Source organism: Salmonella sp. GDC200615 (assembly GCF_050574145.1).
In the GTDB taxonomy this organism is placed as follows: domain Bacteria; phylum Pseudomonadota; class Gammaproteobacteria; order Enterobacterales; family Enterobacteriaceae; genus Salmonella; species Salmonella enterica.
On record NZ_CP192247.1, the window covers coordinates 2,185,511 to 2,210,003 of the forward strand.

A 24,493-nucleotide genomic window follows, 5' to 3' on the forward strand; every position below is an offset into this window, starting at 1 on the left:
CTCATAAGACCGCAAACATGTGAGCAATGTCGACACATGATCTCATCAACTTGAGTAAGGAGCAGGTAATGGTAACGGTACGCCGCGAGAAAGATTCAATGGGCGCGATTGAAGTCCCGGCAGATAAACTGTGGGGGGCGCAGACTCAACGTTCGCTGGAGCATTTTCGGATTTCCACGGAGAAAATGCCCGTCTCGCTCATTCACGCTCTGGCGTTGACCAAGCGCGCCGCTGCGAAGGTCAACCAGGACTTAGGGTTGTTGGCGGCGGAAAAAGCCAGCGCGATTATCCAGGCGGCTGATGAAGTGCTGGCGGGAAAACATGCTGATGAGTTTCCGCTGGCGATTTGGCAGACCGGGTCCGGTACGCAAAGCAACATGAATATGAATGAGGTGTTAGCGAACCGCGCCAGTGAAATTTTGGGCGGCGTTCGCGGTATGGAACGCAAGGTGCATCCCAATGATGACGTCAATAAGAGTCAAAGCTCAAACGATGTGTTCCCAACCGCCATGCACGTGGCGGCGTTACTGGCGTTACGCGAACACCTTATCCCGCAATTATCCGCATTAACGGATACGCTTCGCGATAAATCCCACGCTTTCGCCGATATTGTCAAAATTGGCCGTACTCACCTGCAGGACGCGACGCCGCTCACCTTAGGCCAGGAGATTTCCGGTTGGGTAGCCATGCTGGAACATAACCTCAGGCATATTGAGCACAGTTTACCGCACGTCGCGGAACTGGCGCTCGGCGGAACCGCAGTAGGGACAGGGCTTAATACCCACCCGGAATATGCCCGGCGCGTGGCCGAGGAACTGGCGACGATTACCGCGGCGCCGTTTGTTACCGCCCCGAATAAATTCGAAGCGCTGGCGACCTGTGACGCGTTGGTACAGGCGCATGGCGCATTAAAAGGACTGGCGGCCTCGCTGATGAAAATCGCCAACGATGTTCGCTGGCTGGCGTCCGGCCCGCGCTGCGGCATTGGCGAGATTGCTATCCCGGAGAATGAGCCAGGCAGTTCCATTATGCCTGGTAAAGTGAATCCGACCCAGTGTGAAGCGGTAACGATGCTATGTTGCCAGGTGATGGGTAACGATGTGGCCATCAATATGGGGGGCGCATCGGGCAACTTTGAGCTCAACGTCTATCGTCCGATGGTTATTCATAATTTTCTGCAAACGGTGCGCCTGCTGGCCGATGGCATGGCGAGTTTCAATCAACACTGTGCGTCAGGAATCGAGCCAAACCGCGAGCGTATTACGCAGTTGCTGAATGAGTCGCTGATGCTGGTCACTGCGCTCAATACGCACATCGGTTACGATAAAGCGGCGGAGATTGCGAAGAAGGCGCATAAAGAAGGGCTGACGCTCAAAGCCTCAGCCGTGGCATTAGGATACCTTAGCGACGAGGAGTTCGACGCCTGGGTACGTCCGGAGTTGATGGTTGGCAGTATGACGCCGGGACGTTAATCCGCCACATACAGGTGCAGTCGCGGAATAATCAGTCGCAGCGGCTGCGCCTGTGGTTTAAAACGGTGCTGAATATTGTCGGCGTCATAGTTTTCCAGCCCGCCAATATCCGGCACGCCAGCGCCGTTGTCCGTGTTGATTAATGCGATAATCGGCGTGGGGCAGGCGTGTTGCACCTGTTTTTGCTGGCCTTTATACCAGATGCGGGCGATCGGCTGTACTTTAACCGGACGCTTAATCTTGAGTCGGGCCTGCTGCGGTAAGGCAGCGATATCCTGATATTCCCGTTCCAGCTTGAATTGCCATTGTTCGCGCGTCCACGGCGGGACGCTGCGCGGCGACGCGAGGCTTTTTTTCAACTGGCTCAGAACCTCATCCCGGCTTAAATTTTTAATAATATGTTTATTTGCCCAACCGAAACGTATGGTGGCGGGGTTATTGATAAGCGTCAGCGTGCGGTAAGCGTTCAGCGTAATTAAGCCGGGTAGATGCCGATGCACCCACTCAAAACGTGCCGCTGAGGGAAGACCGGACTCTACCGTAACCATCTGCTCGAAGGTGGTTTTCAACTGGTTAATGCGCTGTACCTGATTTTCCAGATCTAGCTGTGTCGCATTATCCACTTGATAGCATAAAACGCCAGGCAGGCGGACGGCGGCTTTACTGCTGCGGTTTTCGGACTGCTGTTGAATAAACAAATGGCGATAGTGACGTAGCGCCAGCGTTTCGGCCTCTTTCCCCAGATGTTGCGTTACCTCGATAGTATCCAGCGGCGCATGTTCCGCCTCTTTGGTCACCTGCGGCAGTGAAAAGACACGGGCGATAAGTAGCGAATGCTGCTGTAGATTATCCGTCAGCGCCGCCAGGTGTTGTTCTATCTGGCGAAAAGTGCCATTCAGGCGTTCAACGAGATCGTAGCGGGACATGGTATCACTCACTTTAGTTACAACATACTATATATATAGCACAGTTCCCGCCGCTCAACCAGCGTGCAAAATGCGTCAGGCAGCGGTCATGTCGGGCATCGCGTGCCAGACCGGCCAGCGAAAACTAAATTTTGCGCCGCCCAGTTCGCTCTCGTCACAGACGACGCTACCGCCCATCGCCAGGGCGATAGAGTGTACGATGGCGAGTCCAAGCCCGCAGCCGCCTGTCGCCCGGTCTCTACTGGGGTCGAGTCTGACAAAAGGTTCAAATATGCGCTCACGCGCATCCGCTTCAATGCCGGGGCCATCATCTTCGACTATCAACGTTGCCTGACTGCCGTCGAGTAACAGGCTGACCTGAACGGTGGTACGACTGTAGCGCAACGCATTATTCAGCAGGTTATCCAGCACTCGCGACATTAACCGCATATCAAGCGCGCCATAATCGCCGATTACACATGTGAGAAGGTTTACGGCACGTTCCGGGGTCACGCTCTGCACATCCTGCAAATGCGCGAGCAACCATGCGGGGAGGTCGGGTTCGGTCAACATCAGTTCATTTTGTGGTCGGTCAAGGCGCGCATAGGTGAGCAGTTCTTCAATCAGCGCTTCCAGTTGACCAATATCGCGATTGAGCGCCTGTGATTCCGGCGGTGTCAGATTTTCACTCATTTCAAGCCGATAGCGTAAACGTACCAGCGGCGTGCGAAGCTCATGGGCGATACCGTCAATCAGCTGTTTTTTACTGGCGATCAGGGCATTAATGTTATCCGCCATCTGGTTGAACGCGACGCCCAGACGTTCGAAACTGGAGCCATTATCGAAGTGCAGGCGTTCAGTCAAATGACCCTCGCCAAAGCGCTGCGCGGCGGATTCGAGCCTGAGCATTTCTTGCCAGTGCGGGCGCATCCAGATAAACACAGGAAAGGCGAGAGAAAAGGCAATGAGCGCCATTAAGGCGATATCCAGCAGTCGCATTTGATGCAGGAAATAGAGATAGGGAACCGGGCCAACCGCCAGGACGTAATGGCTGCGCGGGATACGCTGAATAAAGGTGTATTGATCGTCAAGCGCGACAATATCGCCTTCACGCAGTCGCTGCGTGGTGGCGGCATCAAGCTTATAGTGATTTAACGGTTCAACGCGTAAATCGAAAGAGAGGTTCAGGTCCATCTCTTTTAACGTTTTCCCCCATTCACGCGGCGGAATTTCCCGTAGTTCGCTGCGCATCAGATAGAGCGAACTTTTCATCAGATCGTCGAGCGATTGCCTGCCCGCGCGTTCGGCGGTGAATTTGTACACCAGTCCGACCAATAAGGTCATGACCAGAAAACAGACGAACAGCAAAAGGTAAAACTGCACAAACAGCTTTTTCATCAACGCCCACCGGATCTCAATACATTAGCTCTATCGCGCGCTGACGAAAAAGATTTCCCGTCAGCGCCGCTGGTGGGTTATAAAAGCAGGCTTTGCGTCAACTGACAACCTCATTGTCCGGCGTTAAGGTCCGGACTTTCGTGAACAATGCGTCCATCGACAAGCGTCAAAACAGCGCGAATGGTATCAATTCTGTCTTCCGGCATCGTCATAAATGGCTGATTGAGTACCGCCAGATCGGCCTGTTTTCCGACGCGAAGCTGGCCCCGGTGTTGTTCGGCAAAGGCGAGCCAGGCGGCATGACGTGTATATAACGCTAGCGCTTCCAGACGCGTGAGCCGCTCGCTGGCGGGTTTACGCACGGAACCGCCTGACGCTATACCGGTGATATGATATTCGATAGCGTGCCAGACACCGGCAATGCCAATACGCGTCGAATCGGTACCGCCAGCTACGACAAGCCCTTTATCCAGCGCCAGTCGAACCGGCGGCGAATTGTCCGTCGCGCCGGGTGGATTGGCGTCACGGATGGCAAGCCCCTCAAAGTAAGGCCCCATTTGCACAGTGTATGCCAGACCCAGCTTACGCATTCGCTCAAGCGTCTGTGGCGAACCGGTATTCAGATGCGCAATAGACCAGCGGAGAGGGCGCAGATCGTACTGCTGCGCTACCTGCTCAAAAATCGTCAATATCGCGTCGGCGCTGTCATCGGTATAGGCGTGGATCTCAAGCGGTATTCCCCGTTTTGCCGCAAATGTCGCGACCTGGCGAAGCGCGGTTTTGTCCTGCTCTGAGGAAGAAAACCCTGGGGCCATCCGCACGCCGTCATTCATTCCGGCCACCAGGCTTTCCCCCAGGCCAAGAAAAGCCAGTTGCCCGTCATCGGCACGCGCCGGGCGAAAGGCCATCAGGTTGCTGAACCACTGCGCTTCATGACCTTTCGCTTCTGGCTGTACCGGAATGCGATACCCCACGCGCAGCGGTAAATCCCCCTGGTTTCGCATTGCAAATAAAGGCTCATAAGCGGCGGCAGGCCCGGCAGAGGGGTCAATGATGCCGGTCACGCCGCGAGCGTTCATATCAGCGAAAAATTGTCGCAGACCGCCCTCGCGATCGGCGTTACTACTTATGCTGGCAAAAAGCTGGTTAAACGCGGCGATGTCACCAAATAATTTCCCCGTGGCGCTACCTTTTGCGTCGCGCTCTACGCGGATTCCCGCTAAATCAGGAGGAGGGGTGTCGTTAAGGCCAAGTACGTCTATACCGCGCTGATTCACTAACGCATAGTCGTAAAGATACTGAATATAAGCCGGATGATCGGGAAGGGCGTGGCTCAATTCGGCTACCGTCGGCGCCCGGTTTTCTGCAAATTGCGCCGGTATCCACGATCCCACTACGGCTACCCATTGATCGTGGGGACGACGGTTAGCGTCGGCGCGTAATTTATCCAGCGCGTCTTTAAGCGAAGGGCTGTCGTACCAGTAGGTTTCGAATGTCTAGGTTTGTCCGCCGCGAATGGCGTGGATGTGGGTATCGGTCAGGCCGGGTATCACGGTTTTACCCTGTAAATCGATGGTACGGGTATGGTCGCCGCGCCATTCATCTGTCGCCGTATCATCGCCAATCGCCACAATCCGCGAGCCGGAAATCACCAGCGCGCTGGCCTGCGGCTGGGCATCATTCAGAGTGATGATATTACCGTTATGCAAAATAATATCCGCTGCCGGGCGGGCGACGGTGGCTGCGCCTGTGGCCGTGAGCAGAAAGAGAAGCGCGGTTCTGGAAAGCAGAGGCGGGACGAGACTGATCATTAGCATGTTCCTTTTGTCGGGCGATAAGCAAACCATAGAGAGCGAACAAGAATTGTTCAATCTGTGCCCAGGGAACAGTGCGTTCTGTTTTTAGAACGGTGGTGATAAAAAAAGAAAAGCCCGCCGAAACGGCGGGCTTGAGAAGAATTAATGAATAATTAGAACTGGTAAACCATACCCAGCGCGACGATATCATCAGTGCTGATACCGGCATCTTTATAGAACTGGTCGTCATCATCCAGCAGGTTGATTTTATAATCAACATAGGTGGAGAAGTTTTTGTTGAAATAGTAGGTAGCACCTACATCAGCATATTTAACCAGGTCTTTATCATCGCCATTAACGTTGTTATAGGTCAGATCTTTACCTTTAGACATCAGGAAAGAAACCGCCGGGCGCAGACCGAAATCAAATTGATATTGGGCTGTAACTTCGAAGTTTTGCGTTTTGTTTGCTACGCCGCCAGCATAACCCGCATCCGTTTTACCATAAGGCGTCATATTACGGGTTTCAGAATACATAGTCGCTAAATAGATGTTGTTGGCATCATATTTCAAGCCAGCTGTCCATGCATCCGCTTTGTCGCCGCCAGCAATCGTGCCGCCAGCATTGACTTGCTCATTAGTACGATCGGAAGTGGTATACGCAGCGCCTGCGCTGAAGCCCATGCCAATATCATAGGTAGTAGAAATACCGAAGCCATCACCGTTATCGTAACGAATATCGTCGCCATTATTACGGTTATTGGTACCGATATTTACATCGTCAGCGCTTTGGCTTTCATTTTTACCCTGATATTGCAACGCGAAGTTCAGACCGTCTACCAGACCGAAGAAATCAGTGTTACGGTAGGTGGCCACGCCGTTAGCACGACCGGTCATGTAGTTGTCAGCGTAAGTATAGGAGTCGCCGCCGAACTCAGGCAGCATATCGGTCCAGCCTTCTACGTCGTACAGGACGCCGTAGTTACGACCATAGTCGAATGAGCCGTAGTCGCCGAATTTCAGGCCGGCGAATGCCAGACGAGTCCAGGAATTAGCGCCTTCGCCTTCGGTAGTGTTAGCCTGAGCGTTATATTCCCACTGGCCGTAACCGGTCAGTTGGTCGTTAATCTGCGTTTCGCCTTTAAAGCCGACACGCATATAGGTCTGATCGCCATCTTTAGAAGAGTCATCAGAGAAATAGTGCAGGCCGTCTACTTTCCCGTAAAGGTCCAGTTTGTTGCCGTCTTTGTTATAAATTTCAGCGGCGTGTGCTGCGCCAGCAGCCAGCAGAGCCGGGATGACAAGTGCCAATACTTTTCTTTTCATTTTTTTATCCTTAAAAACTTAACTTATTTGCAAAAGATTGAACTTCTACAGATTCGTTGAATCAAAGGCATCCTAATCTGAATAATATTATTTCAGCAAATGCTAACTTTTCTTATATGTTATTAATTAATACAAAAGTTACTATCGGAAACGCATATATTTATGGTGAATATATTTGTTATTATGTATTCATGTATGTGATTTGTTTTATTTCACAATTTGCGAAAAAAGATGGCAATATAGCGGCGGGCAGACATTCTGTTATCAATTTTGTGAACTGGCTTCGAGTTTTTTTAATTTAACTTTCTTGAGCGAAAAAGACGTAATCATGAACCACAACGCAGAGAAAACGGTAATAAAGGGGCCGTTTCGACTAATAAAAATAGCATTCATGTATACAATGTCTGTTTTTTGAACAGTGGCGGTGATGAGCATCGCCACTATGACTTGATAAAGGCAGGTAAAATTTGTCGGCTAACTTATCCCGTCGTTTCGTCCCAGGCATGAGGGGCAAAAAGATAGCCTTTATTGCGAATGGTCTTTATACGATAGGGCTCAGCAGCGCTATCCAGCAGTTTCTTACGCAGGCGGGAAATCGCCACATCCACGCTGCGATCCAGACCATCATAATTGACGCCGCGCAGCGTTTTTAGCAACGCGTCGCGATCCATAATTTGTCCGGCGTGTGTCGCCAGTTCCCAGAGCAATTCAAAATCGGCGGTGGAGAGCGATATGAAATCGCCATTGAGCTGGACCGCCCGGTTAAGGGGATCGATGGTTAACGCGCCAAAACGCAGCGCTTTATGCGGCGTAAGCGCGCTCTCCTGAAGACTTTTTGCCTGTTGCGTTTGTTCGCTTTGCCGCAGGTGTAAGCGCAGACGCGCCAGCAAAACGGCCGGAGGCGTGGTTTTGAGGATGTAGTCGCAGGCGCCCATCTCCAGCGCCAGAATATGATTCATATCACTGTCCAGCGAGGTGAGCAGGACAATCGGGCCTTGCCAGCGGTGGCGTAAATCGCGACATATCGTCATGCCATCTTTACCTGGAAGCATAATATCCAGTAAAACCAGATCGGGCTGAGTGGTGAGGATAAGATCCTCCGCCCGGTCACCACGCGGCTCAACAATGACATCAATATCATGTTTCGCCAGATAAGCGGCAATGAGAGAACCCACTTCAGCGTCGTCTTCAACAAATACAATGCGGTTCATATTATAAATGGAGAATAGAAAACGCCAACATACACCGCCTCTGTTTTCCCTTCCATAAATCTTTTCTAAACGAGAGCGGTTCCGTTATGCTACACGCTGTTGTTATTAGCGTGTTAAGGCAAGGTAATGGGACTCGTGATTAAAGCTGCCCTGGGGGCGCTGGTCGTCGTATTGATTGGTCTGCTGTCAAAAACAAAAATTATTATATCGCCGGATTAATTCCTCTGTTTCCAACGTTTGCGCTTATCGCGCACTATATCGTGGCCAGCGAGCGGGGCATCGACGCGATGCGTACCACCATCGTCTTTAGCATGTGGTCGATCATTCCTTATTTCATTTATCTTGCAACGCTATGGTATTTCAGCGGCGTGATGCGCCTGCCCGTCGCGCTTGGCGGTGCGGTGGTCTGCTGGGGGCTAAGCGCGTGGCTGCTGATTTTTTGCTGGATTAAATGGCATTAATATTGGCAAAGACCGTGGTTTCCCCATCGTAATACAGACGGATATTACGATGGGGAGGTTGTCAACCCACCAGCATCCACGTAGCCGGAACCGCCGCGACCAGCAATAAACCAATCAGCACGACTTCCTGACGATTTAACACGTTGTCATGCTTGTGCGTCCGACGCGCATACAGGAAAACCAGTAATCCAGGCGCGTACAGTACGACGGACAGCAGCAGGTGCATGGGACCCGACGCGTATAACAACCATAAGCCATAAATACAGGCTCCGATACCGACCGCCCGATGGAGGGGACGTGTTGCAATCTTCAGCAGAAATGAGCCGACCAGAAAGTAGGGCACCAGAATCATTTCTGACGCAATCGTCAATAGCGTGTTGTAGTCCGAACCGGTCAGCCAGATCAGCACCAGACAGATTTGCACACAGATATTGGTGAGCCATAACGATGCAGAAGGCGCGCCTTGCGCATTTTGTCGCGCGAAGATGCCCGGGAAGGATTTATAGGCTGCCGCCAGAAACGGCACCTCTGCCGCCATGATAGTCCAGCTTAGATAAGCCCCGCAGACAGACACAATCAGTCCCGCTGCAATAATAATTTCTCCCCACGGCCCCATCATTTTTACCATCAGTCCGGCCATCGACGGGTTACGCATCTCCGCCAGTTCCGGACGCGCAAGAACGCCAAGAGAAAGCAGCGTGACCAGGAGATATATTCCCAGCGCCGCGAGAACCGCCAGTAGCGTGGCGCGGCCTGCATCGCGTTTATTTTTCGCTCGGGCCGAGACGACGACGGCGCCTTCAACGCCAATAAATACCCACAGCGTAATAAGCATGGTGTTCTTGACCTGTTCCCATACGGGAATATCGAGTTCAACACCGGTGAAGTCCAGTGTGAAGGTATCCAGTTTGAACATCATGATAGCCAGCACAATAAACGCGCCGAGCGGCAACAGTTTCGCCAGAGTCGCGACCAGATTGATGCTGGCTGCCGTTTGTACGCCGCGCAGGATGAGGAAATGGACAATCCAGAGCAGGACTGAAGCGCCGACAATAGCCTGCCAGGTATTACCGTCGCCAAACAGACGCAGCGCAGGCGTATCGGTAAAGAAACTCAGCGCTGAAAAAACGATAACCAAATAGGATACGTTGGCGATGACCGCGCACAGCCAATAGCCCCAGGCAGAACAAAAGCCAATCAGTTCGCCGAAGCCTTCGCGGGCGTAAGTAAAGATGCCGCCGTCAAGCTCGGAGCGAATGCGCGTAAGGATTAACATGGCGAATGCCAGTAAGAGTATCCCCACGCCGGTAATGGCCCAGCCAATTAACAACGCAGCCGGACTGGCAACGGCGGCCATATTCTGGGGCAGACTGAAAACACCTGCGCCAAGCATTGAGCTTAAAACCAGCGCGGTCAGCGCGCTCAGTCCCAGTTTTTTTTCCATTGGTATCCAGCTATAAAAATGAAATTGGAAGAATAATTATTATGGCAAAACGCATAAAAATGGTGAAAGCCACTAAGGCGCGGGATTTTACGGAGAGAAGGGACCGCATGCAACGGCCTGGATAAGATTTATCGCCAAAAAAGCGAAAAGTGAGATTCATCGCGATATTTGACGGAACTGGCATCCCGCGAGAAAGTGCCGGATGGTGGCTTATCAGGCCTGCCGTTGAACGATCGTGTAGGCCTGATAAGGCAGGTATGCCGCCATCTGGCGAGAAAGCCTGATGGCGACGCGCGCCTTATTTATAGAGGTCGGCGCTGATGGTGATGTTATTGCCGCGCTCCTGCCACTGACGCGTAATATGATAATACTTAGCGCCTTTCTTCGCCGCGCGTTTGGCGACCTGATAGGAGATTTCTGTCATATTGCCGTAGTTGCCGGTGAACTTAACGCTGTCGAAAGGCACCATCATCGCAGCCGTCGCTTTGTTCAGCTCCTCAACTTTTGTGCCATCCGGAAGTGTGACAGTGTAACGTCCGCCTTTGGAGGATTGCGTTTCGAAGAAACGGCCTACTTCGGCGCTCGGCGAGGCTGACGTGGCGACGCCTGGAATTTCGACTTTCTTCGCAGCTTCGCCGCCCTGAGCCAGCGCGGCGCGGCCAGCTTCAGAGTCTGCCGGAATAGCGTCCGGGCTCTGGACGATGCGTTTTTTCGCATCTTGTTTATAGATAAATGCAGTGATGCGCTGGTTTCCGCCCTGATTCGCATCTATCTGACGAACAATATAGAAAGCGTATGCGCCTTTTTGTTTCGCCGCTTTCGTAATGGCATCGTTAACTTCCGGCTGGCTACGGTAGAAGCCCTGAACGGTGACGGTATCATACGGTTCTAATTGTACGGCCTGGTCTTTCGGTAATTCCACGATGCCATTAATGACACGATTTTTGGGCGCGTCGGCTTTCGGCGCGTCGGCTTTATACACGTCCGCCACAACACGCCAGTTACCACTGTTGCCGAACTCCGAGGTGTCGACAACATAGAAGGAGGCTGCGCCTTCTTTATCTGCGCGGCGGGACACGGCGGAGACCGCATCGCCAATAGCATTAAAACGACCGGTAATAACGATGCGGTCATAAGGTTTTAGTGCAGCCGCTTGCTCCGGCGTCAGTTCTGTTGCTGCATGGACAGAAAAAGCAGCCGCAGAAAGCAGAGCCGACGCCAGGAGAGTGTTCTTAAGCTTCATAAAAATAATCCTTCGCCTTGCGCAAACCAGGTACTGGTATTGTTATTGACTAGAAACGTGGCTGATTATTGCATTTAAACCATATGGATGTCTGCGGGATTTTTCACGCATCGTGTCATGTATCCTATCTTTGATGATAACATTTGCCGATATGTCGAAAAAAACGGCGTCCGGGCGGCTAAGCTAATGAAGCGCATAAATTTAATAAGTTAATTTAATGTTAATTTCTTGATCGCGCCAGGGGTTTAATGATGTTTTGCTGTCAAATTTGAGCGAATTATCAGCCCTCGCAGGCCATTTTCAAGGCATTATGGCTGCTTAGCGGCTGAATCGTTCATGTTTTGCAAATTTGATAAAAAATTCTGTTTTTTGGCGCTAGATCACAGGCGTTATTTTCAGTAGGTTATAGAGAGTTTGTAACGGTTTTATTCTGCTGGGGTAACATTTACCTCAAACGCGGGCAGGCGTACGCTTCTCGCGCTTACTGACAAACCATCATCAAAAATATCGATGGAAGGGAACATTTATGCGAATTGGCATACCAAAAGAGCGGTTACCCAATGAAACCCGTGTCGCTGCGACGCCGAAAACGGTAGAGCAGCTACTGAAGCTGGGGTTTAGCGTCGCTATCGAAAGCGGGGCGGGTCAACTGGCAAGTTTTGACGACAAAGCGTTTGCGCAGGCTGGCGCGGATATTGTAGACGGCAATGCTATCTGGCAGTCGGAAATTATTCTCAAGGTTAATGCGCCTGAAGAAGAGGAAATCGCTTTACTGAACCCCGGGACTACGCTGGTCAGTTTTATCTGGCCTGCGCAAAATCCTGGGTTAATGGAGAAACTTGCCGAACGTAAGGTTACGGTGATGGCGATGGACTCCGTGCCGCGTATTTCCCGCGCGCAATCGCTCGACGCGTTAAGCTCAATGGCGAATATCGCGGGTTATCGCGCCATTGTAGAGGCCGCGCATGAATTTGGGCGCTTCTTTACCGGCCAAATCACTGCCGCCGGGAAAGTGCCGCCGGCGAAGGTGATGGTGATTGGCGCGGGCGTTGCCGGTCTTGCGGCTATCGGCGCGGCAAACAGCCTGGGGGCGATTGTCCGCGCGTTTGACACTCGTCCTGAAGTCAAAGAGCAGGTCCAGAGTATGGGGGCTGAGTTCCTCGAACTGGATTTTAAAGAGGAAGCCGGTAGCGGCGATGGTTACGCCAAAGTGATGTCCGAGGCGTTTATCAAAGCGGAAATGGCGCTCTTTGCCGCCCAGGCCAAAGAGGTCGATATCATTGTTACCACCGCGTTGATTCCGGGCAAACCTGCGCCGAAGCTGATTACCCGCGATATGGTCGATTCTATGAAGGCCGGCAGCGTGATTGTCGACCTGGCCGCGCAGAACGGCGGTAACTGCGAATATACCGTCGCTAATCAGGTTGTGACGACGGACAATGGCGTGAAAGTGATTGGCTACACCGATCTACCGGGGCGTTTGCCGACGCAGTCATCCCAACTTTATGGCACCAACCTGGTTAACCTGCTGAAGCTGCTGTGCAAAGAGAAAGACGGCAATATTGACGTGGATTTTGACGATGTCGTGATCCGTGGCGTGACGGTGATTCGTGACGGCGACATTACCTGGCCTGCGCCGCCAATCCAGGTTTCCGCGCAGCCACAGGCCGCGCCTAAAGCAGCACCTGCGCCAAAAGAGCCGGAAAAGCCCGCTTCACCCTGGCGGAAGTATGCGTTAATGGCGCTGGCGATCATTCTTTTTGGCTGGCTGGCCGATGTCGCGCCAAAAGAGTTCCTCGGCCATTTTACCGTGTTTGCGCTCGCCTGCGTGGTTGGTTATTACGTGGTGTGGAACGTGTCTCATGCGCTTCATACGCCATTAATGTCGGTGACCAACGCAATTTCAGGGATTATTGTTGTCGGGGCATTATTGCAAATTGGTCAGGGCGGCTGGGTCAGCTTCCTGAGCTTTATCGCAGTGCTTATCGCCAGCATTAATATTTTCGGTGGCTTCACCGTGACTCAGCGTATGCTGAAAATGTTCCGGAAAAACTAAGGGGTAACACATGTCTGGAGGATTAGTTACAGCTGCATACATTGTTGCCGCGATCCTGTTTATTTTCAGTCTTGCCGGGCTTTCAAAGCATGAAACGTCCCGCCAGGGGAATAACTTCGGTATTGCCGGGATGGCGATCGCGTTGCTGGCGACCATTTTCGGGCCGGATACCGGCAACGTGGCATGGATTCTGGTCGCCATGATTATTGGCGGCGCGATTGGCATCCGCATGGCGAAAAAAGTTGAGATGACCGAGATGCCGGAGCTGGTCGCGATTCTGCACAGTTTCGTGGGCCTGGCGGCGGTACTGGTTGGCTTTAACAGCTATCTGTACCATGACGCCAGTCTGGCGCCGGTGCTGGTGAATATTCATCTGACCGAAGTCTTCCTCGGTATCTTTATTGGCGCAGTCACTTTCACTGGATCGATCGTAGCGTTTGGTAAACTGCGCGGCAAAATCTCTTCTAAGCCGTTGATGTTGCCTAACCGTCACAAAATGAACCTGGCGGCGCTGGTTGTTTCTTTCCTGTTGCTGCTGGTTTTTGTCCGCACCGAAAGCGTGGGTCTACAGGTTCTGGCGCTGCTGCTGATGACCATTATCGCGCTGGCGTTTGGTTGGCATCTGGTCGCCTCTATCGGCGGGGCGGACATGCCGGTGGTTGTTTCAATGCTGAACTCCTATTCCGGTTGGGCTGCCGCGGCGGCTGGCTTCATGTTGAGCAACGATTTGCTGATTGTGACCGGCGCGCTGGTCGGTTCGTCAGGCGCGATCCTGTCTTACATTATGTGTAAAGCGATGAACCGCTCTTTCATCAGCGTTATTGCTGGTGGGTTCGGTACTGACGGCTCCTCAACGGGCGACGATCAGGAAGCTGGCGAACATCGCGAAATCACGGCGGAAGAGACCGCTGAGATGCTGAAAAACTCCCACTCCGTCATTATTACGCCGGGGTACGGGATGGCGGTGGCGCAGGCGCAGTATCCGGTGGCGGAAATCACCGAAAAACTGCGTGCGCGCGGTATCAATGTGCGTTTCGGCATTCATCCGGTGGCGGGTCGCCTGCCGGGGCATATGGACGTGCTGTTGGCAGAGGCGAAAGTGCCTTATGACATCGTGCTGGAAATGGACGAAATCAATGATGATTTCGCCGATACCGATACCGTGCTGGTGATTGGCGCGAACGATACGGTGAACCCGGCGGCGCAAGACGATCCCCGCAGCCCGATCGCCGGTATGCCGGTTCTCGAAGTGTGGAAAGCACAGAATGTCGTGGTCTTTAAGCGTTCAATGAATACTGGTTATGCTGGTGTGCAGAACCCGCTGTTCTTTAAAGAGAATACGCAAATGCTGTTTGGCGATGCCAAAGCCAGCGTGGATGCAATTCTGAAAGCGCTTTAATCTTTTAAACGTGCGGCGGCCTCTTCGGAGGCCGTTTTTATACACTTCATCCTTTACGCTGCCTCTTTGTTGGCTGCGCTCAGAAACCCCGGTCACATCGTTATCTATGCTCCCGGGTATTTCTTCCCTTGCCGCCGCGAGGCATCTTGAATGATTTTGTGTATGTATTGCATTTTATCTTTTGTTTAAATCGCTAAGCAGAACGGCGATACTCTGCCCGCCGGTGGTCTGTTCGAGGGCGATTTTGACAATGATGGTTAACGGAACGGAGAGCAGCATGCCCACCGGACCTAATAGCCAGCCCCAGAAAATTAACGACAAAAATACCACTAAGGTTGAAAGGCCTAAACCACGTCTCATGATTCGTGGCTCAAGGATATTGCCGAAGACCAGATTAATCAGCAGATAGCCTGCCAGCACCAGCAGCGCATCATAAAACCCGTTAAATACCAGCACCTGAATAATGGGCGGCAGGGCAGCGAGCACCGATCCAATATTAGGAATATAGTTCAGCGCGAAGGCCAGTAGTCCCCAGACAAAGGCGAAGCGGACATCCAGCGCGGCCAGCATTCCCCATGCGACCAGTCCCGTCACGATACTGATCGCTGTTTTTAGCACCAGATAATGGGAAACGCTATCAAGCGCGCGTTGAATTGCCGCCATGCCCTCCACCGGACGGCTCATCATCTGCTGCAGTTTTTCAGGCAATTGTGGAACCTCCAGCAGCATAAATACCACGGTCAATAACAATAAAAAGATGGACGACATGGCATTGGACAGCTGGGTGAGCAGGTTCGTTACCAGAGTCATTGCGGCGTTTGGATCGATATATTTCGCCAGCTCATCAACCGACACGCCAATGCCTGCTCGCTGCAACCACGGTTCGATACGTTGCAACGGTATCACCAATGAGGAGCGATACTGCGGTAGGGTACGGGCCAGTTCATTTAATGATGTCCCCAAATAGGCCAGTAGCAGTACCATTAGCATGACAATAATCACAATGAGCAATGACACGGCGATAACGCGCGGAATTCGACATCGGGTCATCCGTTGCACAACGGGATTGAGAACGACCGCAATAAATAACGCCAAAATAAAGGGAACAATGATATCTGCGGCGAAGCGGATACCGCTCAGAATAACCACCAGCATTCCCAGCATAATGACGATTTTTAGACCATTGAGCGTGATGATCGGTTTTGCCATATCAGTCCCTGTTTTCTGATGCCGACACGAATAATAATGTGATGTCGGTCGACCTGTTCTGGTTAAAATCAAATACTTCAGGTAAAGAAGTGAAAATATTTTGAGTTAATTCCTGGCTTATGATACAAATCAGGCGTGTTCAACTACCGAGGACAATTATCATCCGCGATGACGAGAAGCAACACTGCGGATAATTGTAATATTATGGACAATATGTTCAGCGCTTTTTTCTCCACGCAAACGCATCTTCACTCTACCTCCTTTTTCCTTCTTATCGGCGAGCAGCACTGGCGTAACGCACTTTAGTCTCTCACTTCTGCCTGAGCTGGCGCAATGCGCTGTGCTAACTGATTTTATTTTTTAGTTTGCTGCGTGCAGCAGACTCGAAAGAGTATATTCTCATGCAGGAGAAGTGTCATGTTTTACTGGATTTTATTAGCTCTGGCTATCGCGACTGAAATTACCGGCACGCTCTCAATGAAATGGGCTAGCGTGGGTAATGGCAATGCGGGTTTTATTTTAATGCTGGTGATGATCACGCTGTCATATATATTTCTTTCTTTTGCGGTAAAAAAGATTGCCCTGGGTGTAGCGTATGCCTTATGGGAGGGGATCGGCATTTTATTTATTACCATTTTTAGCGTGCTGCTATTTGATGAAGCATTATCAACCATGAAGATTGCCGGCTTGCTGACGCTGGTCGCCGGCATAGTATTGATCAAATCAGGGACGCGTAAACCCGGCAAACCGGTGAAGGAGGCGACTCGTGCAACAATTTGAATGGATACACGGCGCCTGGCTTGGGCTGGCAATAATGCTGGAAATCGCGGCTAACGTACTGTTGAAATTTTCGGACGGCTTTCGCCGTAAATGCTATGGCATCTTATCGCTTGCCGCTGTTCTGGCCGCCTTCAGCGCGCTTTCCCAGGCGGTAAAAGGGATAGACCTGTCGGTGGCGTATGCGTTATGGGGCGGTTTTGGTATTGCCGCCACGCTGGCGGCGGGCTGGGTGCTCTTCGGCCAGCGCTTAAACCCCAAAGGCTGGGTTGGCGTGATATTGCTGCTCGCCGGAATGGTCATGATCAAATTTGCCTGAGACGATCGCTGCCTGTCGGTTCAGGCAGCGATTCCCGCATTAATCCTGCGCCAGAGCTTTCAGCTTATCGCGAAAGCCGGTGACGGATATAGCGCAGTTATCGGCGCGCCAGCGATCTTTAGCCGCAGGGGCGGAGCTTTGTACGCCAATGAGCTGCCATCCGCTATCCGTGTGCAATAAGAGCGGCGAGCCGCTGTCGCCTGGTAACGTGTCGCACTGGTGTGAGAGTACGGCATTCTGCGCCCAGCCGGTCACGACGCAATCCTGATGGGAATAGAGCGCATTCAGATGATCTTCCGGATAACCGGACTGCGTGACTTTTCGGTCTGCGGCTTTCAACGCCGCAGTGAGCGCCGCTTTATCGCCGGTAAATAAAGGCACTGGCGTGATACCGGAAGGTGGGTAGCGCAATATTACCAGACCAAAATCCCAGCTTGCCGCGGCAGGCGGCACAATCCAGCCATCGCCATCCGCTTTCAGGCGTCGGCCCAGCGACGGTTCAACGCGGCCTTCAATGCCGTGGATTTCATAGCGCCATACTCCTTTTCGCGCCACAAAACGCAGCGCAACCGCCTTGTCTGGTTTTCCTTTCGGTGGCGTTAGCAGGCAGTGACCTGCTGTCAGGGCGATATGCGGGGAGATAAGCGTTGCCGTACACAAATTACCGCTGGCGGTCTCTAGTTGCCCGATGGCATCCCACGGCGATTGGGTAGGATCGGCGACGGGCACCCGATCATCATGGTTAAAAAAAAGCGTTTTGACGTCGCTGGCATCCGTGGCGTCTGTTTCAGCCCCCCTGGCTTTCGCCATAACCGGTAAAAAAACACACTATGCCCAGTAATACAGCAATGGTTTTATGCATATCACACTCTGGTGGGTAATTATGATTATTAACAACAAACCCTCAGTACTACTATAGACGTGACGGTAAGAAAGTGGGAGTAAAATCAGATAACTACACTCAGGAAAGATAGAAATGCGTGGCAATAGCGGCGCATAAAATAAGCACGATAAGAATGAGCTCAAAGCGGTAGCGAGACACTTTTTTGCCCTCCCGGAAGGCGGCGCTAAACCAGAACAATTTAGCGCCGTAAAAACGGGCGCGGGGGCGCGCCGCAGCATGTTACGACTTACGCAGCCGGTTGAGTAGTTGGTTTTGACGGGGTTTTGGCTGGCGCTTTACCACCTTTTTTCTGGTGCTTTTTAGCCGCCTGCGCTTTTTGCTCAACGGTTTTTTTATGCTGTTTTTTGTGGTGCTGGGTGTTCTGGGTTGTTTTGGCAGGCGCTGCGGTTTTCGCAGGCGTTGCAGTCTCAGCCGCGAATGCTGCGGAAGAGAGACCCATTGCAGCGGCAACAACCAGAGCTAATACTTTTTTCATTTTGATACCCTCGATTTGGTTTTCATTCAACCCCACTGCGGGGCCGGTGAAATGACTATATCGCTGTTATCAAAAGGCTTCCGTGAGTGATTGGTTTCGGCATGTAACGCTATGTACAATCCCCCGGTAACGCGATGTCAGCCCCCACCATAATAGGTAGCTTTACGTTACCGGCCGTTATTTTTGGCCGCAGAGTCGGTAATATCCGCCCTCCAGAATAACAGGCACACCGTATATGAATCCGATAATCTGGGTGGTATTTACGCTTCTGGCGCTGGATGCAATCAGAGAAGTTATGGGCGTATCAAGCCTGACAGGTCTATGGTGAACAGTGAGTCGTGGCGTGAAACCAGCCCGGCGATAGCGCACGTTGCTATCGCCGGAATATTTCTTTTCAGGCATGAAGACGGTGATGTAACCGCGTCCCGACCAGGATGGCCAGCACCAGCATTAGCGCGATAAAACCACCTACGCCGTTCCAGCCGTAACTATGCCAGAATACACCGCCTAGCGTCCCGGCAATACTGGACCCCAGATAATAGCTGAAAAGATAAAGTGACGAGGCCTGTCCCTTCGCCCGACGCGCACGCGGGCCAATCCAGCTACTGGCCACGGAGTGCGCGGCGAAAAAGCCGGCGGAAAAAAGCAGCATCCCAGCAAAAATCAGCCAAAGCGAGGTAAAAAGCGTCAGTAAAAGCCCACCCAGCATTACTGCGGTAGAGAACAGCATCACCGGCCCCCGGCCATAGCGTGAGGTCATGGCGCCAGCTTTCGGCGAGCTCCATGTGCCGGTGAGATAGGCTACGGATAACAGTCCGACCACGGCCTGGCTTAATTCCCAGGGGGAGAGCATCAGGCGATAACCAATGTAGTTAAACAGGGTGACGAACGCGCCCATCAGTAAAAAACCTTCTGCAAACAGCAGAGGTAACCCCCGATCGCGCCAGTGGAGACGGAAATTAATAAATAGCGTTTTAGGCCGTAGCGACGTGGGACGGAAATGTTGCGAGGCGGGTAAAATCTTCCAGAACATCAGCGCGGACGCCAGCGCAAAGCATCCGATGGCCGCCAGCGCGATGCGCCAGTTAAAAAAGTCGGTCATGACGCCGCTTAATAAACGCCCGCTCATCCCGCCGATGGAATTACCGCTAATATAAAGCCCCATAGAGAAAGCGACAAAGCTGGGATGGATTTCTTCGCTCAGGTAGGTCATTCCCACCGCGGCGACGCCGCTTAACGACAGACCGATCAGCGCGCGCATAATCAGAATACCATGCCAGCTGGTCATCATGGTTGATAACAATGTGCAGCAGGAGGCTAATAACAAGGCGGTGACCATCACCGGTTTACGGCCTATCGCATCAGAAAGCGAGCCGGTAAAAAGTAAGCCGATAGCCAGCATGGCGGTAGAAATAGAAAGTGAAACGCTGCTGCTGGCGGGGGAGACGCCAAACTCCTGGGAAAGTACCGGTAGTATAGGCTGAACGCAATAAAGGAGCGCGAAAGTCGCCAGGCCCGCGGAAAAAAGGGCCAGCGTGACGCGCATGAAAGGCGCTGTACCGCGTTTAATAAATTGAACCGGCTGAGAATGGCGTTGTTCATCGATATCGCTCGCCGTGGCGTCATCGAGAATAGTTGTACGACTCACGTTAAATCCTTGCTTTACATCTCCGTCAACAGGAGACGGGTATAACCGACATGTAAAGCATAGAAAAAGCAAAATATTCTGTCTAATATATTAATTGTCTCAAATAAGACGTTAAAAATATGAATATCGAATTACGTCATTTACGTTACTTTGTGGCGGTAGCAGAAGAGCTGCATTTTGGTCGCGCCGCCGCGCGCCTCAATATCTCGCAGCCGCCGCTGAGTCAGCAGATACAAATTCTGGAGCAGCAGGTCGGCGCGCGATTACTGGCGCGGACTAACCGCAGCGTAGCGTTAACCGCCGCCGGGCGACAGTTTCTGGTGGATAGCCGACACATCCTGAGTCTGGTAAACGACGCCGCCGCTCGCGCCGAGCGGTTGCATCAGGGCGAAGCGGGTGAAATCCGTATTGGCTTTACGTCTTCAGCGCCTTTTATTCGGGCGGTATCGCATACCTTTTCGCTGTTCCGCCAGTCCTATCCGGGGGTGCATATGCAAACGCGTGAAATGAATACGCGTGAGCAAATCGCGCCGCTCAACGAAGGCGTACTGGATATTGGCTTACTGCGGAATACGCCGTTGCCCGACACACTTAATCGCGAGGTGATTTTGCATGAGCCGCTTATGGCCATGATCCCGCGCGAACATCGGCTGGCGCAAAAGCCGGTCGTCAGTCTGACAGAACTGGCGGAAGAACCTTTCGTCTTTTTCGATCCGCATGTCGGGACGGGCCTCTACGACGATATCCTCGGCCTGATGCGGCGCTATAACCTGTCGCCGACCATCACGCAGGAGGTTGGCGAGGCAATGACCATTATCGGTCTGGTAGCGGCGGGACTGGGTGTCTCGATTCTGCCGGCATCCTTTAAGCGTGTACAGATGAGCGAGATGCGCTGGGTTCCCCTGGCGGAAGAGGACGCCGTATCTGAAATGTGGCTGGTATGGCCAAAGCATCATGAACAGAGTCATGCCGTACAGCGGTTTTGCCAACTGCTATTACTGGCTGCCCGACGGGATTAATTACGCTTAAAAAGGGTGAAAATGTGCAGTTAATCACACGGCTAAGCAAAAAGTTGACGGCGAGTATTGAAGTGTTTCACCATAGCACACAGATTATTTCGGAGCGCGAAAATAAAGGGAGTGAGCGGTGGTTGCTGATAGTCAGCCTGGGCATATCGATCAAATTAAGCAGACCAATGCTGGCGCAGTGTATCGCCTGATTGATCAGCTCGGACCGGTATCGCGAATTGACCTGTCTCGTCTGGCGCAGTTGGCGCCTGCCAGTATTACGAAAATTGTTCGCGAAATGCTGGAAGCGCATTTGGTTCAGGAACTTGAAATTAAAGAGGCGGGCAGTCGCGGACGTCCCGCCGTCGGGCTGATGGTGGAAACGGAAGCCTGGCACTATTTATCTATTCGTATTAGCCGTGGCGAAATTTTCCTTGCACTGCGCGATCTTAGCAGCAAACTGGTGGTAGAAGAGTGTCTGGCGCTGCCGTTAAACGAAGCTACGCCGTTGCTTGAGCGAATTATTACGCACGTTGATCGGTTTTTTACCCGCCATCAGCAGAAACTGGAGCGTCTGACCTCCATTGCCATTACGTTACCGGGCATTATCGATACCGAAAACGGCGTTGTGCACCGGATGCCGTATTACGAAGATGTCAAAGAGATGCCTTTGGGAGATGCGCTGGAGCGGCACACCGGCGTACCGGTTTACATTCAGCATGATATTAGCGCCTGGACGATGGCAGAGGCGCTTTTTGGCGCCTCACGCGGCGCGCGCGACGTTATCCAGGTGGTGATTGATCATAATGTGGGGGCGGGCGTTATCACCGACGGTCATTTGCTTCATGCGGGTAGTAGCAGTCTGGTAGAGATTGGGCATACCCAGGTCGATCCTTATGGTAAGCGCTGTTATTGCGGTAATCATGGCTGTCTGGAGACCATCGCCAGCGTCGATAGCGTGCTGGAACTTACGCAGCTTCGGCTTAATCAGTCGATGAGTTCAATGTTGCACGGCCAGCCGTTAACGGTAGATTCACTGTGTCAGGCGGCGATGCAGGGAGATCTATTAGCAAAAGATATTATTAGCGGCGTTGGCGCGCATGTCGGACGCATTCTGGCTATCATGGTGAATTTATTTAATCCGCAAAAAATTCTTATTGGTTCGCCGCTAAGTAAAGCGGCTGATATCCTTTTTCCAGCCATTGCTGACAGTATCCGTCAACAGGCGCTGCCCGCCTACAGCAGGAATACGGTTGTGGAAAGCACGCAGTTTACCAACCAGGGTACGATGGCCGGGGCGGCGTTGGTAAAAGACGCGATGTATAACGGCTCTTTGTTGATTCGTCTATTACAGGGTTAACATTTTTTAACTGTTGTACAAAAATTTGCGCTAACTCAAGCTGATTGCCCTTGCCATATCTTAGACTTTCTCCACTGTATTATTTTCCTGGCTTATATTTTCGAAGCATAACGGTGGAGTTAGTGATGCTGAAGCGTTTCTTTATTACAGGTACAGACACTTCTGTTGGGAAGACGGTGGTTTCCCGCGCATTACTACAAGCGTTAGCGTCGAGTGGTAAGAGCGTTGCAGGGTATAAACCTGTCGCTAAAGGGAGCAAAGAGACTGCAGAAGGGATGCGCAACAAAGATGCGCTGGTATTGCAAAGCGTCTCTTCGCTGGAGTTGCCGTATGAGGCGATTAATCCGATCGCGTTAAGCGAAGAAGAAAGCAGCGTCGCGCATAGCTGTCCTATAAATTACACCTTGCTGTCCAACGGTCTGGCGAGCCTGAGCGATAAAGTGGACCACGTTGTTGTGGAGGGCACTGGTGGCTGGCGTAGTTTGATGAATGATTTACGTCCATTGTCTGAATGGGTGGTACAGGAACAGTTACCGGTATTGATGGTGGTAGGGATTCAGGAGGGGTGCATTAATCATGCGCTACTGACTGCGCAAGCTGTCGCTAATGATGGACTGCCCTTAATTGGCTGGGTGGCGAATCGTATCAATCCTGGCCTGGCGCATTATGCTGAAATTATTGATGTGCTTGGGAAAAAACTGCCAGCGCCGCTGATTGGCGAGCTACCGTACCTGCCGCGCGCCGAGCAGCGTGAGCTGGGGCAGTATATTCGTTTGTCAATGCTCGGCAGCGTGCTGGCGGTAGATAGAGTCATGGCGTAACGTTTGCGAGAGCACTGACGCGACTACACAGGCAATCAGCAGACCGGGGAGTAACTGATACTCGCCGGTCATTTCACAAATCATCAGGGTGGACATTATCGGCGCATGGGTTGTCGCCGCCAGTAGCGTCGCCATACCCGCCAGCCCCAATAAAATCGCTATTTCATCCGAGCCTGGCAGCCAGAATCCCCATATCCGACCCAGAAACATTCCAATTGATAATCCGACAAATAATGTTGGCGTAAAGACGCCGCCCGGCGCGCCAGACCCGCTGCTGGCGAGCACCGCCAGGATTTTGCACGCAAAAATTCCGCCAATCAGCGAGAATAGCGGCGGAGAGAGCAAAAATGATTGTACGACGCTATAGCCGTTTCCCCATACCGTGGGCGTGAGTAACGACAGTAATCCGACAATAAGCCCGCCCAACGCCAGTTGCCAGGGCGGGGACAGTTTTAAGCGTAAGAAACTATTATGGCTGGCCGTCATCAGCCACATCAGTAATGGACCGCACAGACCGGCGACCAGGCCGGTACTGACTATCATGACGTACTCCCGCGCGTGGAGATCAACGGTCAGATGTACGGTATAGAGTAGTGAATCGCTACCGTTTAATAGATGGGTGGTTAGCAGGGCGACGACGGCGGAAACGACAACCGGGCCGAGGGAAGCCAGCATTAAGGTACCGAACAGGATTTCCGCGATAAACAGGCTGCCCGCCAGCGGCGCATGGTAAGCGCCCGCCATGCCCGCAGCGGCGCCGCTGGCGATCCATAATTTCCATTCCTCACGCGGCGTGAAGCGTCGGGCAAAGCTGGATGCCGCCAGCGCGGCGAGGAGGATCATTGCGCCTTCGCGACCAATTGCGCTGCCGCTGACCACGACCAGCAGCGAGGCCAGCGATTTCACCAGACTGGCGCCAACGTCAAATTGCCCGTCGGTTTGCAATGCTTCCATATAGTCAGTGGGCGCATGGGGGCGCTGTTGGTTCATTTTTTGCCACCCCCACAGCAACAGACCAGCGGCCAGGCCGCCAAGCGCTGGCGTAATCAGCCGTCGCCAGGGCGAAAGCCCCTCAGCCGCATTCACCAGACTGCCGGTGTCATTACTCAGGAAAATCCACTCCAGCAATTGCATCGCATGACGGAAGGCGGCGACAGCCAGCGCCGCGAGAATACCGATGAGCGTAGCGATCAGCAGGCGACGAAACATCGCGCGCAGATCCGGGTAAGCGTGTAAACGATGCATGAGCGGGTAAATAGGGAG

The 24,493-nt window shown here is 52.5% G+C and carries 20 protein-coding genes and 3 pseudogenes; 11 read left to right on the top strand and 12 right to left on the bottom strand.

Annotation, left to right across the window (positions count from 1 at the left end; all coding sequences use genetic code 11):
- Window positions 1-68: 68 nt before the first annotated feature.
- Entirely contained in the window at window positions 69-1,472 is a 1,404-nt protein-coding gene (gene fumC, locus ACQ29O_RS10460; protein WP_000259117.1) for a class II fumarate hydratase, read from the top strand.
- On the opposite strand, the gene tus is transcribed toward fumC, so the two are convergent.
- The 5 genes and pseudogenes from tus to rstA form a co-directional block, all read right to left on the bottom strand.
- Entirely contained in the window at window positions 1,469-2,398 is a 930-nt protein-coding gene (gene tus / locus ACQ29O_RS10465) for a DNA replication terminus site-binding protein (protein WP_000092497.1), read from the bottom strand. The genes fumC and tus overlap by 4 nt on opposite strands.
- A gap of 75 nt (window positions 2,399-2,473) precedes the next feature.
- The gene (rstB, locus tag ACQ29O_RS10470) at window positions 2,474-3,775 is read right to left on the bottom strand and encodes a two-component system sensor histidine kinase RstB (RefSeq protein WP_000732946.1); all 1,302 of its coding nucleotides are present in this window, start codon (window positions 3,773-3,775) and stop codon (window positions 2,474-2,476) included.
- 110 nt (window positions 3,776-3,885) lie between these two features.
- Window positions 3,886-5,592, bottom strand: a pseudogene (locus tag ACQ29O_RS10475) (amidohydrolase).
- A 152-nt stretch (window positions 5,593-5,744) separates the two neighbouring features.
- The gene (gene ompS2, locus ACQ29O_RS10480) at window positions 5,745-6,896 is read right to left on the bottom strand and encodes a porin OmpS2 (protein ID WP_000824305.1); all 1,152 of its coding nucleotides are present in this window, start codon (window positions 6,894-6,896) and stop codon (window positions 5,745-5,747) included.
- A 479-nt stretch (window positions 6,897-7,375) separates the two neighbouring features.
- Window positions 7,376-8,107, bottom strand: a complete 732-nt coding sequence (rstA, locus tag ACQ29O_RS10485; protein WP_001080048.1) for a two-component system response regulator RstA — start codon at window positions 8,105-8,107, stop codon at window positions 7,376-7,378.
- A 126-nt stretch (window positions 8,108-8,233) separates the two neighbouring features.
- On the opposite strand from rstA, the pseudogene ACQ29O_RS10490 reads away from it, so the two are divergent.
- Window positions 8,234-8,568: pseudogene (locus ACQ29O_RS10490) on the top strand (GlpM family protein).
- 61 nt (window positions 8,569-8,629) lie between these two features.
- Here the strand turns inward: ACQ29O_RS10490 and ACQ29O_RS10495 are convergent.
- The gene (locus ACQ29O_RS10495; protein WP_000412349.1) at window positions 8,630-10,012 is read right to left on the bottom strand and encodes an amino acid permease; all 1,383 of its coding nucleotides are present in this window, start codon (window positions 10,010-10,012) and stop codon (window positions 8,630-8,632) included.
- 298 nt (window positions 10,013-10,310) lie between these two features.
- Window positions 10,311-11,255: a DUF1471 family protein YdgH gene (gene ydgH / locus ACQ29O_RS10500; protein WP_000769294.1), complete on the bottom strand. Its 945-nt coding sequence runs from the start codon at window positions 11,253-11,255 to the stop codon at window positions 10,311-10,313.
- Window positions 11,256-11,781: 526 nt separating this feature from the next.
- Here ydgH and pntA point away from each other — a divergent pair.
- Both pntA and pntB read left to right on the top strand, forming a co-directional pair.
- The gene (gene pntA / locus ACQ29O_RS10505) at window positions 11,782-13,311 is read left to right on the top strand and encodes a Re/Si-specific NAD(P)(+) transhydrogenase subunit alpha (protein ID WP_001219360.1); all 1,530 of its coding nucleotides are present in this window, start codon (window positions 11,782-11,784) and stop codon (window positions 13,309-13,311) included.
- A 10-nt stretch (window positions 13,312-13,321) separates the two neighbouring features.
- Window positions 13,322-14,710, top strand: a complete 1,389-nt coding sequence (gene pntB, locus ACQ29O_RS10510) for a Re/Si-specific NAD(P)(+) transhydrogenase subunit beta (protein ID WP_000014055.1) — start codon at window positions 13,322-13,324, stop codon at window positions 14,708-14,710.
- A 174-nt stretch (window positions 14,711-14,884) separates the two neighbouring features.
- Here the strand turns inward: pntB and ACQ29O_RS10515 are convergent, their stop codons facing one another.
- Complete coding sequence (locus ACQ29O_RS10515; RefSeq protein WP_001118270.1) at window positions 14,885-15,919, bottom strand: AI-2E family transporter; 1,035 nt, start codon at window positions 15,917-15,919, stop codon at window positions 14,885-14,887.
- Window positions 15,920-16,054: 135 nt separating this feature from the next.
- On the opposite strand from ACQ29O_RS10515, the gene ACQ29O_RS10520 reads away from it, so the two are divergent.
- From ACQ29O_RS10520 to mdtI, 3 genes are all read left to right on the top strand, one after another.
- A complete protein-coding gene (locus ACQ29O_RS10520) occupies window positions 16,055-16,225 on the top strand; it encodes a hypothetical protein (protein ID WP_001539987.1) in 171 nt (56 codons plus the stop codon).
- Window positions 16,226-16,336: 111 nt separating this feature from the next.
- A complete protein-coding gene (gene mdtJ, locus ACQ29O_RS10525) occupies window positions 16,337-16,699 on the top strand; it encodes a multidrug/spermidine efflux SMR transporter subunit MdtJ (protein WP_000500278.1) in 363 nt (120 codons plus the stop codon).
- On the top strand, window positions 16,686-17,015 hold the full coding sequence (gene mdtI, locus ACQ29O_RS10530) for a multidrug/spermidine efflux SMR transporter subunit MdtI (protein ID WP_001183821.1): 330 nt from the start codon (window positions 16,686-16,688) through the stop codon (window positions 17,013-17,015). The genes mdtJ and mdtI overlap by 14 nt, the downstream gene beginning before the upstream one ends.
- A 39-nt stretch (window positions 17,016-17,054) precedes the next feature.
- Here the strand turns inward: mdtI and ACQ29O_RS10535 are convergent.
- Together ACQ29O_RS10535 and asr are read right to left on the bottom strand one after the other, a co-directional pair.
- Window positions 17,055-17,877 (bottom strand): annotated as a pseudogene (locus ACQ29O_RS10535) (trypsin-like serine peptidase).
- 268 nt (window positions 17,878-18,145) lie between these two features.
- Window positions 18,146-18,394, bottom strand: coding sequence for an acid resistance repetitive basic protein Asr (asr, locus tag ACQ29O_RS10540; RefSeq protein WP_000756313.1), 249 nt, complete (start codon window positions 18,392-18,394; stop codon window positions 18,146-18,148).
- 235 nt (window positions 18,395-18,629) lie between these two features.
- Between asr and ACQ29O_RS10545 the strand changes: the two genes are divergently transcribed.
- Window positions 18,630-18,722 (top strand): KPN_01571 family protein, encoded by a 93-nt coding sequence (locus ACQ29O_RS10545; RefSeq protein ID WP_001068154.1) that lies wholly within the window; start codon window positions 18,630-18,632, stop codon window positions 18,720-18,722.
- Between the two features lie 66 nt (window positions 18,723-18,788).
- Here the strand turns inward: ACQ29O_RS10545 and ACQ29O_RS10550 are convergent, their stop codons facing one another.
- Complete coding sequence (locus ACQ29O_RS10550) at window positions 18,789-20,042, bottom strand: MFS transporter (RefSeq protein ID WP_000091801.1); 1,254 nt, start codon at window positions 20,040-20,042, stop codon at window positions 18,789-18,791.
- A gap of 119 nt (window positions 20,043-20,161) precedes the next feature.
- Here ACQ29O_RS10550 and ACQ29O_RS10555 point away from each other — a divergent pair, with 119 nt between their 5' ends.
- From ACQ29O_RS10555 to bioD, 3 genes are all read left to right on the top strand, one after another.
- A complete protein-coding gene (locus ACQ29O_RS10555; RefSeq protein WP_001019577.1) occupies window positions 20,162-21,061 on the top strand; it encodes a LysR family transcriptional regulator in 900 nt (299 codons plus the stop codon).
- 127 nt (window positions 21,062-21,188) lie between these two features.
- On the top strand, window positions 21,189-22,409 hold the full coding sequence (gene mlc / locus ACQ29O_RS10560; RefSeq protein WP_000225087.1) for a sugar metabolism global transcriptional regulator Mlc: 1,221 nt from the start codon (window positions 21,189-21,191) through the stop codon (window positions 22,407-22,409).
- Window positions 22,410-22,534: 125 nt separating this feature from the next.
- On the top strand, window positions 22,535-23,230 hold the full coding sequence (gene bioD, locus ACQ29O_RS10565) for a dethiobiotin synthase (RefSeq protein WP_000919234.1): 696 nt from the start codon (window positions 22,535-22,537) through the stop codon (window positions 23,228-23,230).
- Here the strand turns inward: bioD and clcB are convergent.
- Window positions 23,186-24,475 carry a voltage-gated ClC-type chloride channel ClcB gene (gene clcB / locus ACQ29O_RS10570; RefSeq protein ID WP_000554905.1) on the bottom strand — a complete coding sequence of 430 codons (1,290 nt, stop codon included), beginning with the start codon at window positions 24,473-24,475 and terminating at the stop codon, window positions 23,186-23,188. The genes bioD and clcB overlap by 45 nt on opposite strands.
- Between the last annotated feature and the right edge of the window lie 18 nt (window positions 24,476-24,493).

Coding starts and splice junctions, on each gene's coding strand:
- fumC (WP_000259117.1), top strand. CDS start 69: ATGGTAACGGTACGCCGCGAGAAAGATTCAATGGGCGCGATTGAAGTC.
- tus (WP_000092497.1), bottom strand. CDS start 2,398: ATGTCCCGCTACGATCTCGTTGAACGCCTGAATGGCACTTTTCGCCAG.
- rstB (WP_000732946.1), bottom strand. CDS start 3,775: ATGAAAAAGCTGTTTGTGCAGTTTTACCTTTTGCTGTTCGTCTGTTTT.
- ompS2 (WP_000824305.1), bottom strand. CDS start 6,896: ATGAAAAGAAAAGTATTGGCACTTGTCATCCCGGCTCTGCTGGCTGCT.
- rstA (WP_001080048.1), bottom strand. CDS start 8,107: ATGAACCGCATTGTATTTGTTGAAGACGACGCTGAAGTGGGTTCTCTC.
- ACQ29O_RS10495 (WP_000412349.1), bottom strand. CDS start 10,012: ATGGAAAAAAAACTGGGACTGAGCGCGCTGACCGCGCTGGTTTTAAGC.
- ydgH (WP_000769294.1), bottom strand. CDS start 11,255: ATGAAGCTTAAGAACACTCTCCTGGCGTCGGCTCTGCTTTCTGCGGCT.
- pntA (WP_001219360.1), top strand. CDS start 11,782: ATGCGAATTGGCATACCAAAAGAGCGGTTACCCAATGAAACCCGTGTC.
- pntB (WP_000014055.1), top strand. CDS start 13,322: ATGTCTGGAGGATTAGTTACAGCTGCATACATTGTTGCCGCGATCCTG.
- ACQ29O_RS10515 (WP_001118270.1), bottom strand. CDS start 15,919: ATGGCAAAACCGATCATCACGCTCAATGGTCTAAAAATCGTCATTATG.
- mdtJ (WP_000500278.1), top strand. CDS start 16,337: ATGTTTTACTGGATTTTATTAGCTCTGGCTATCGCGACTGAAATTACC.
- asr (WP_000756313.1), bottom strand. CDS start 18,394: ATGAAAAAAGTATTAGCTCTGGTTGTTGCCGCTGCAATGGGTCTCTCT.
- ACQ29O_RS10545 (WP_001068154.1), top strand. CDS start 18,630: ATGAATCCGATAATCTGGGTGGTATTTACGCTTCTGGCGCTGGATGCA.
- ACQ29O_RS10555 (WP_001019577.1), top strand. CDS start 20,162: ATGAATATCGAATTACGTCATTTACGTTACTTTGTGGCGGTAGCAGAA.
- bioD (WP_000919234.1), top strand. CDS start 22,535: ATGCTGAAGCGTTTCTTTATTACAGGTACAGACACTTCTGTTGGGAAG.
- clcB (WP_000554905.1), bottom strand. CDS start 24,475: ATGCATCGTTTACACGCTTACCCGGATCTGCGCGCGATGTTTCGTCGC.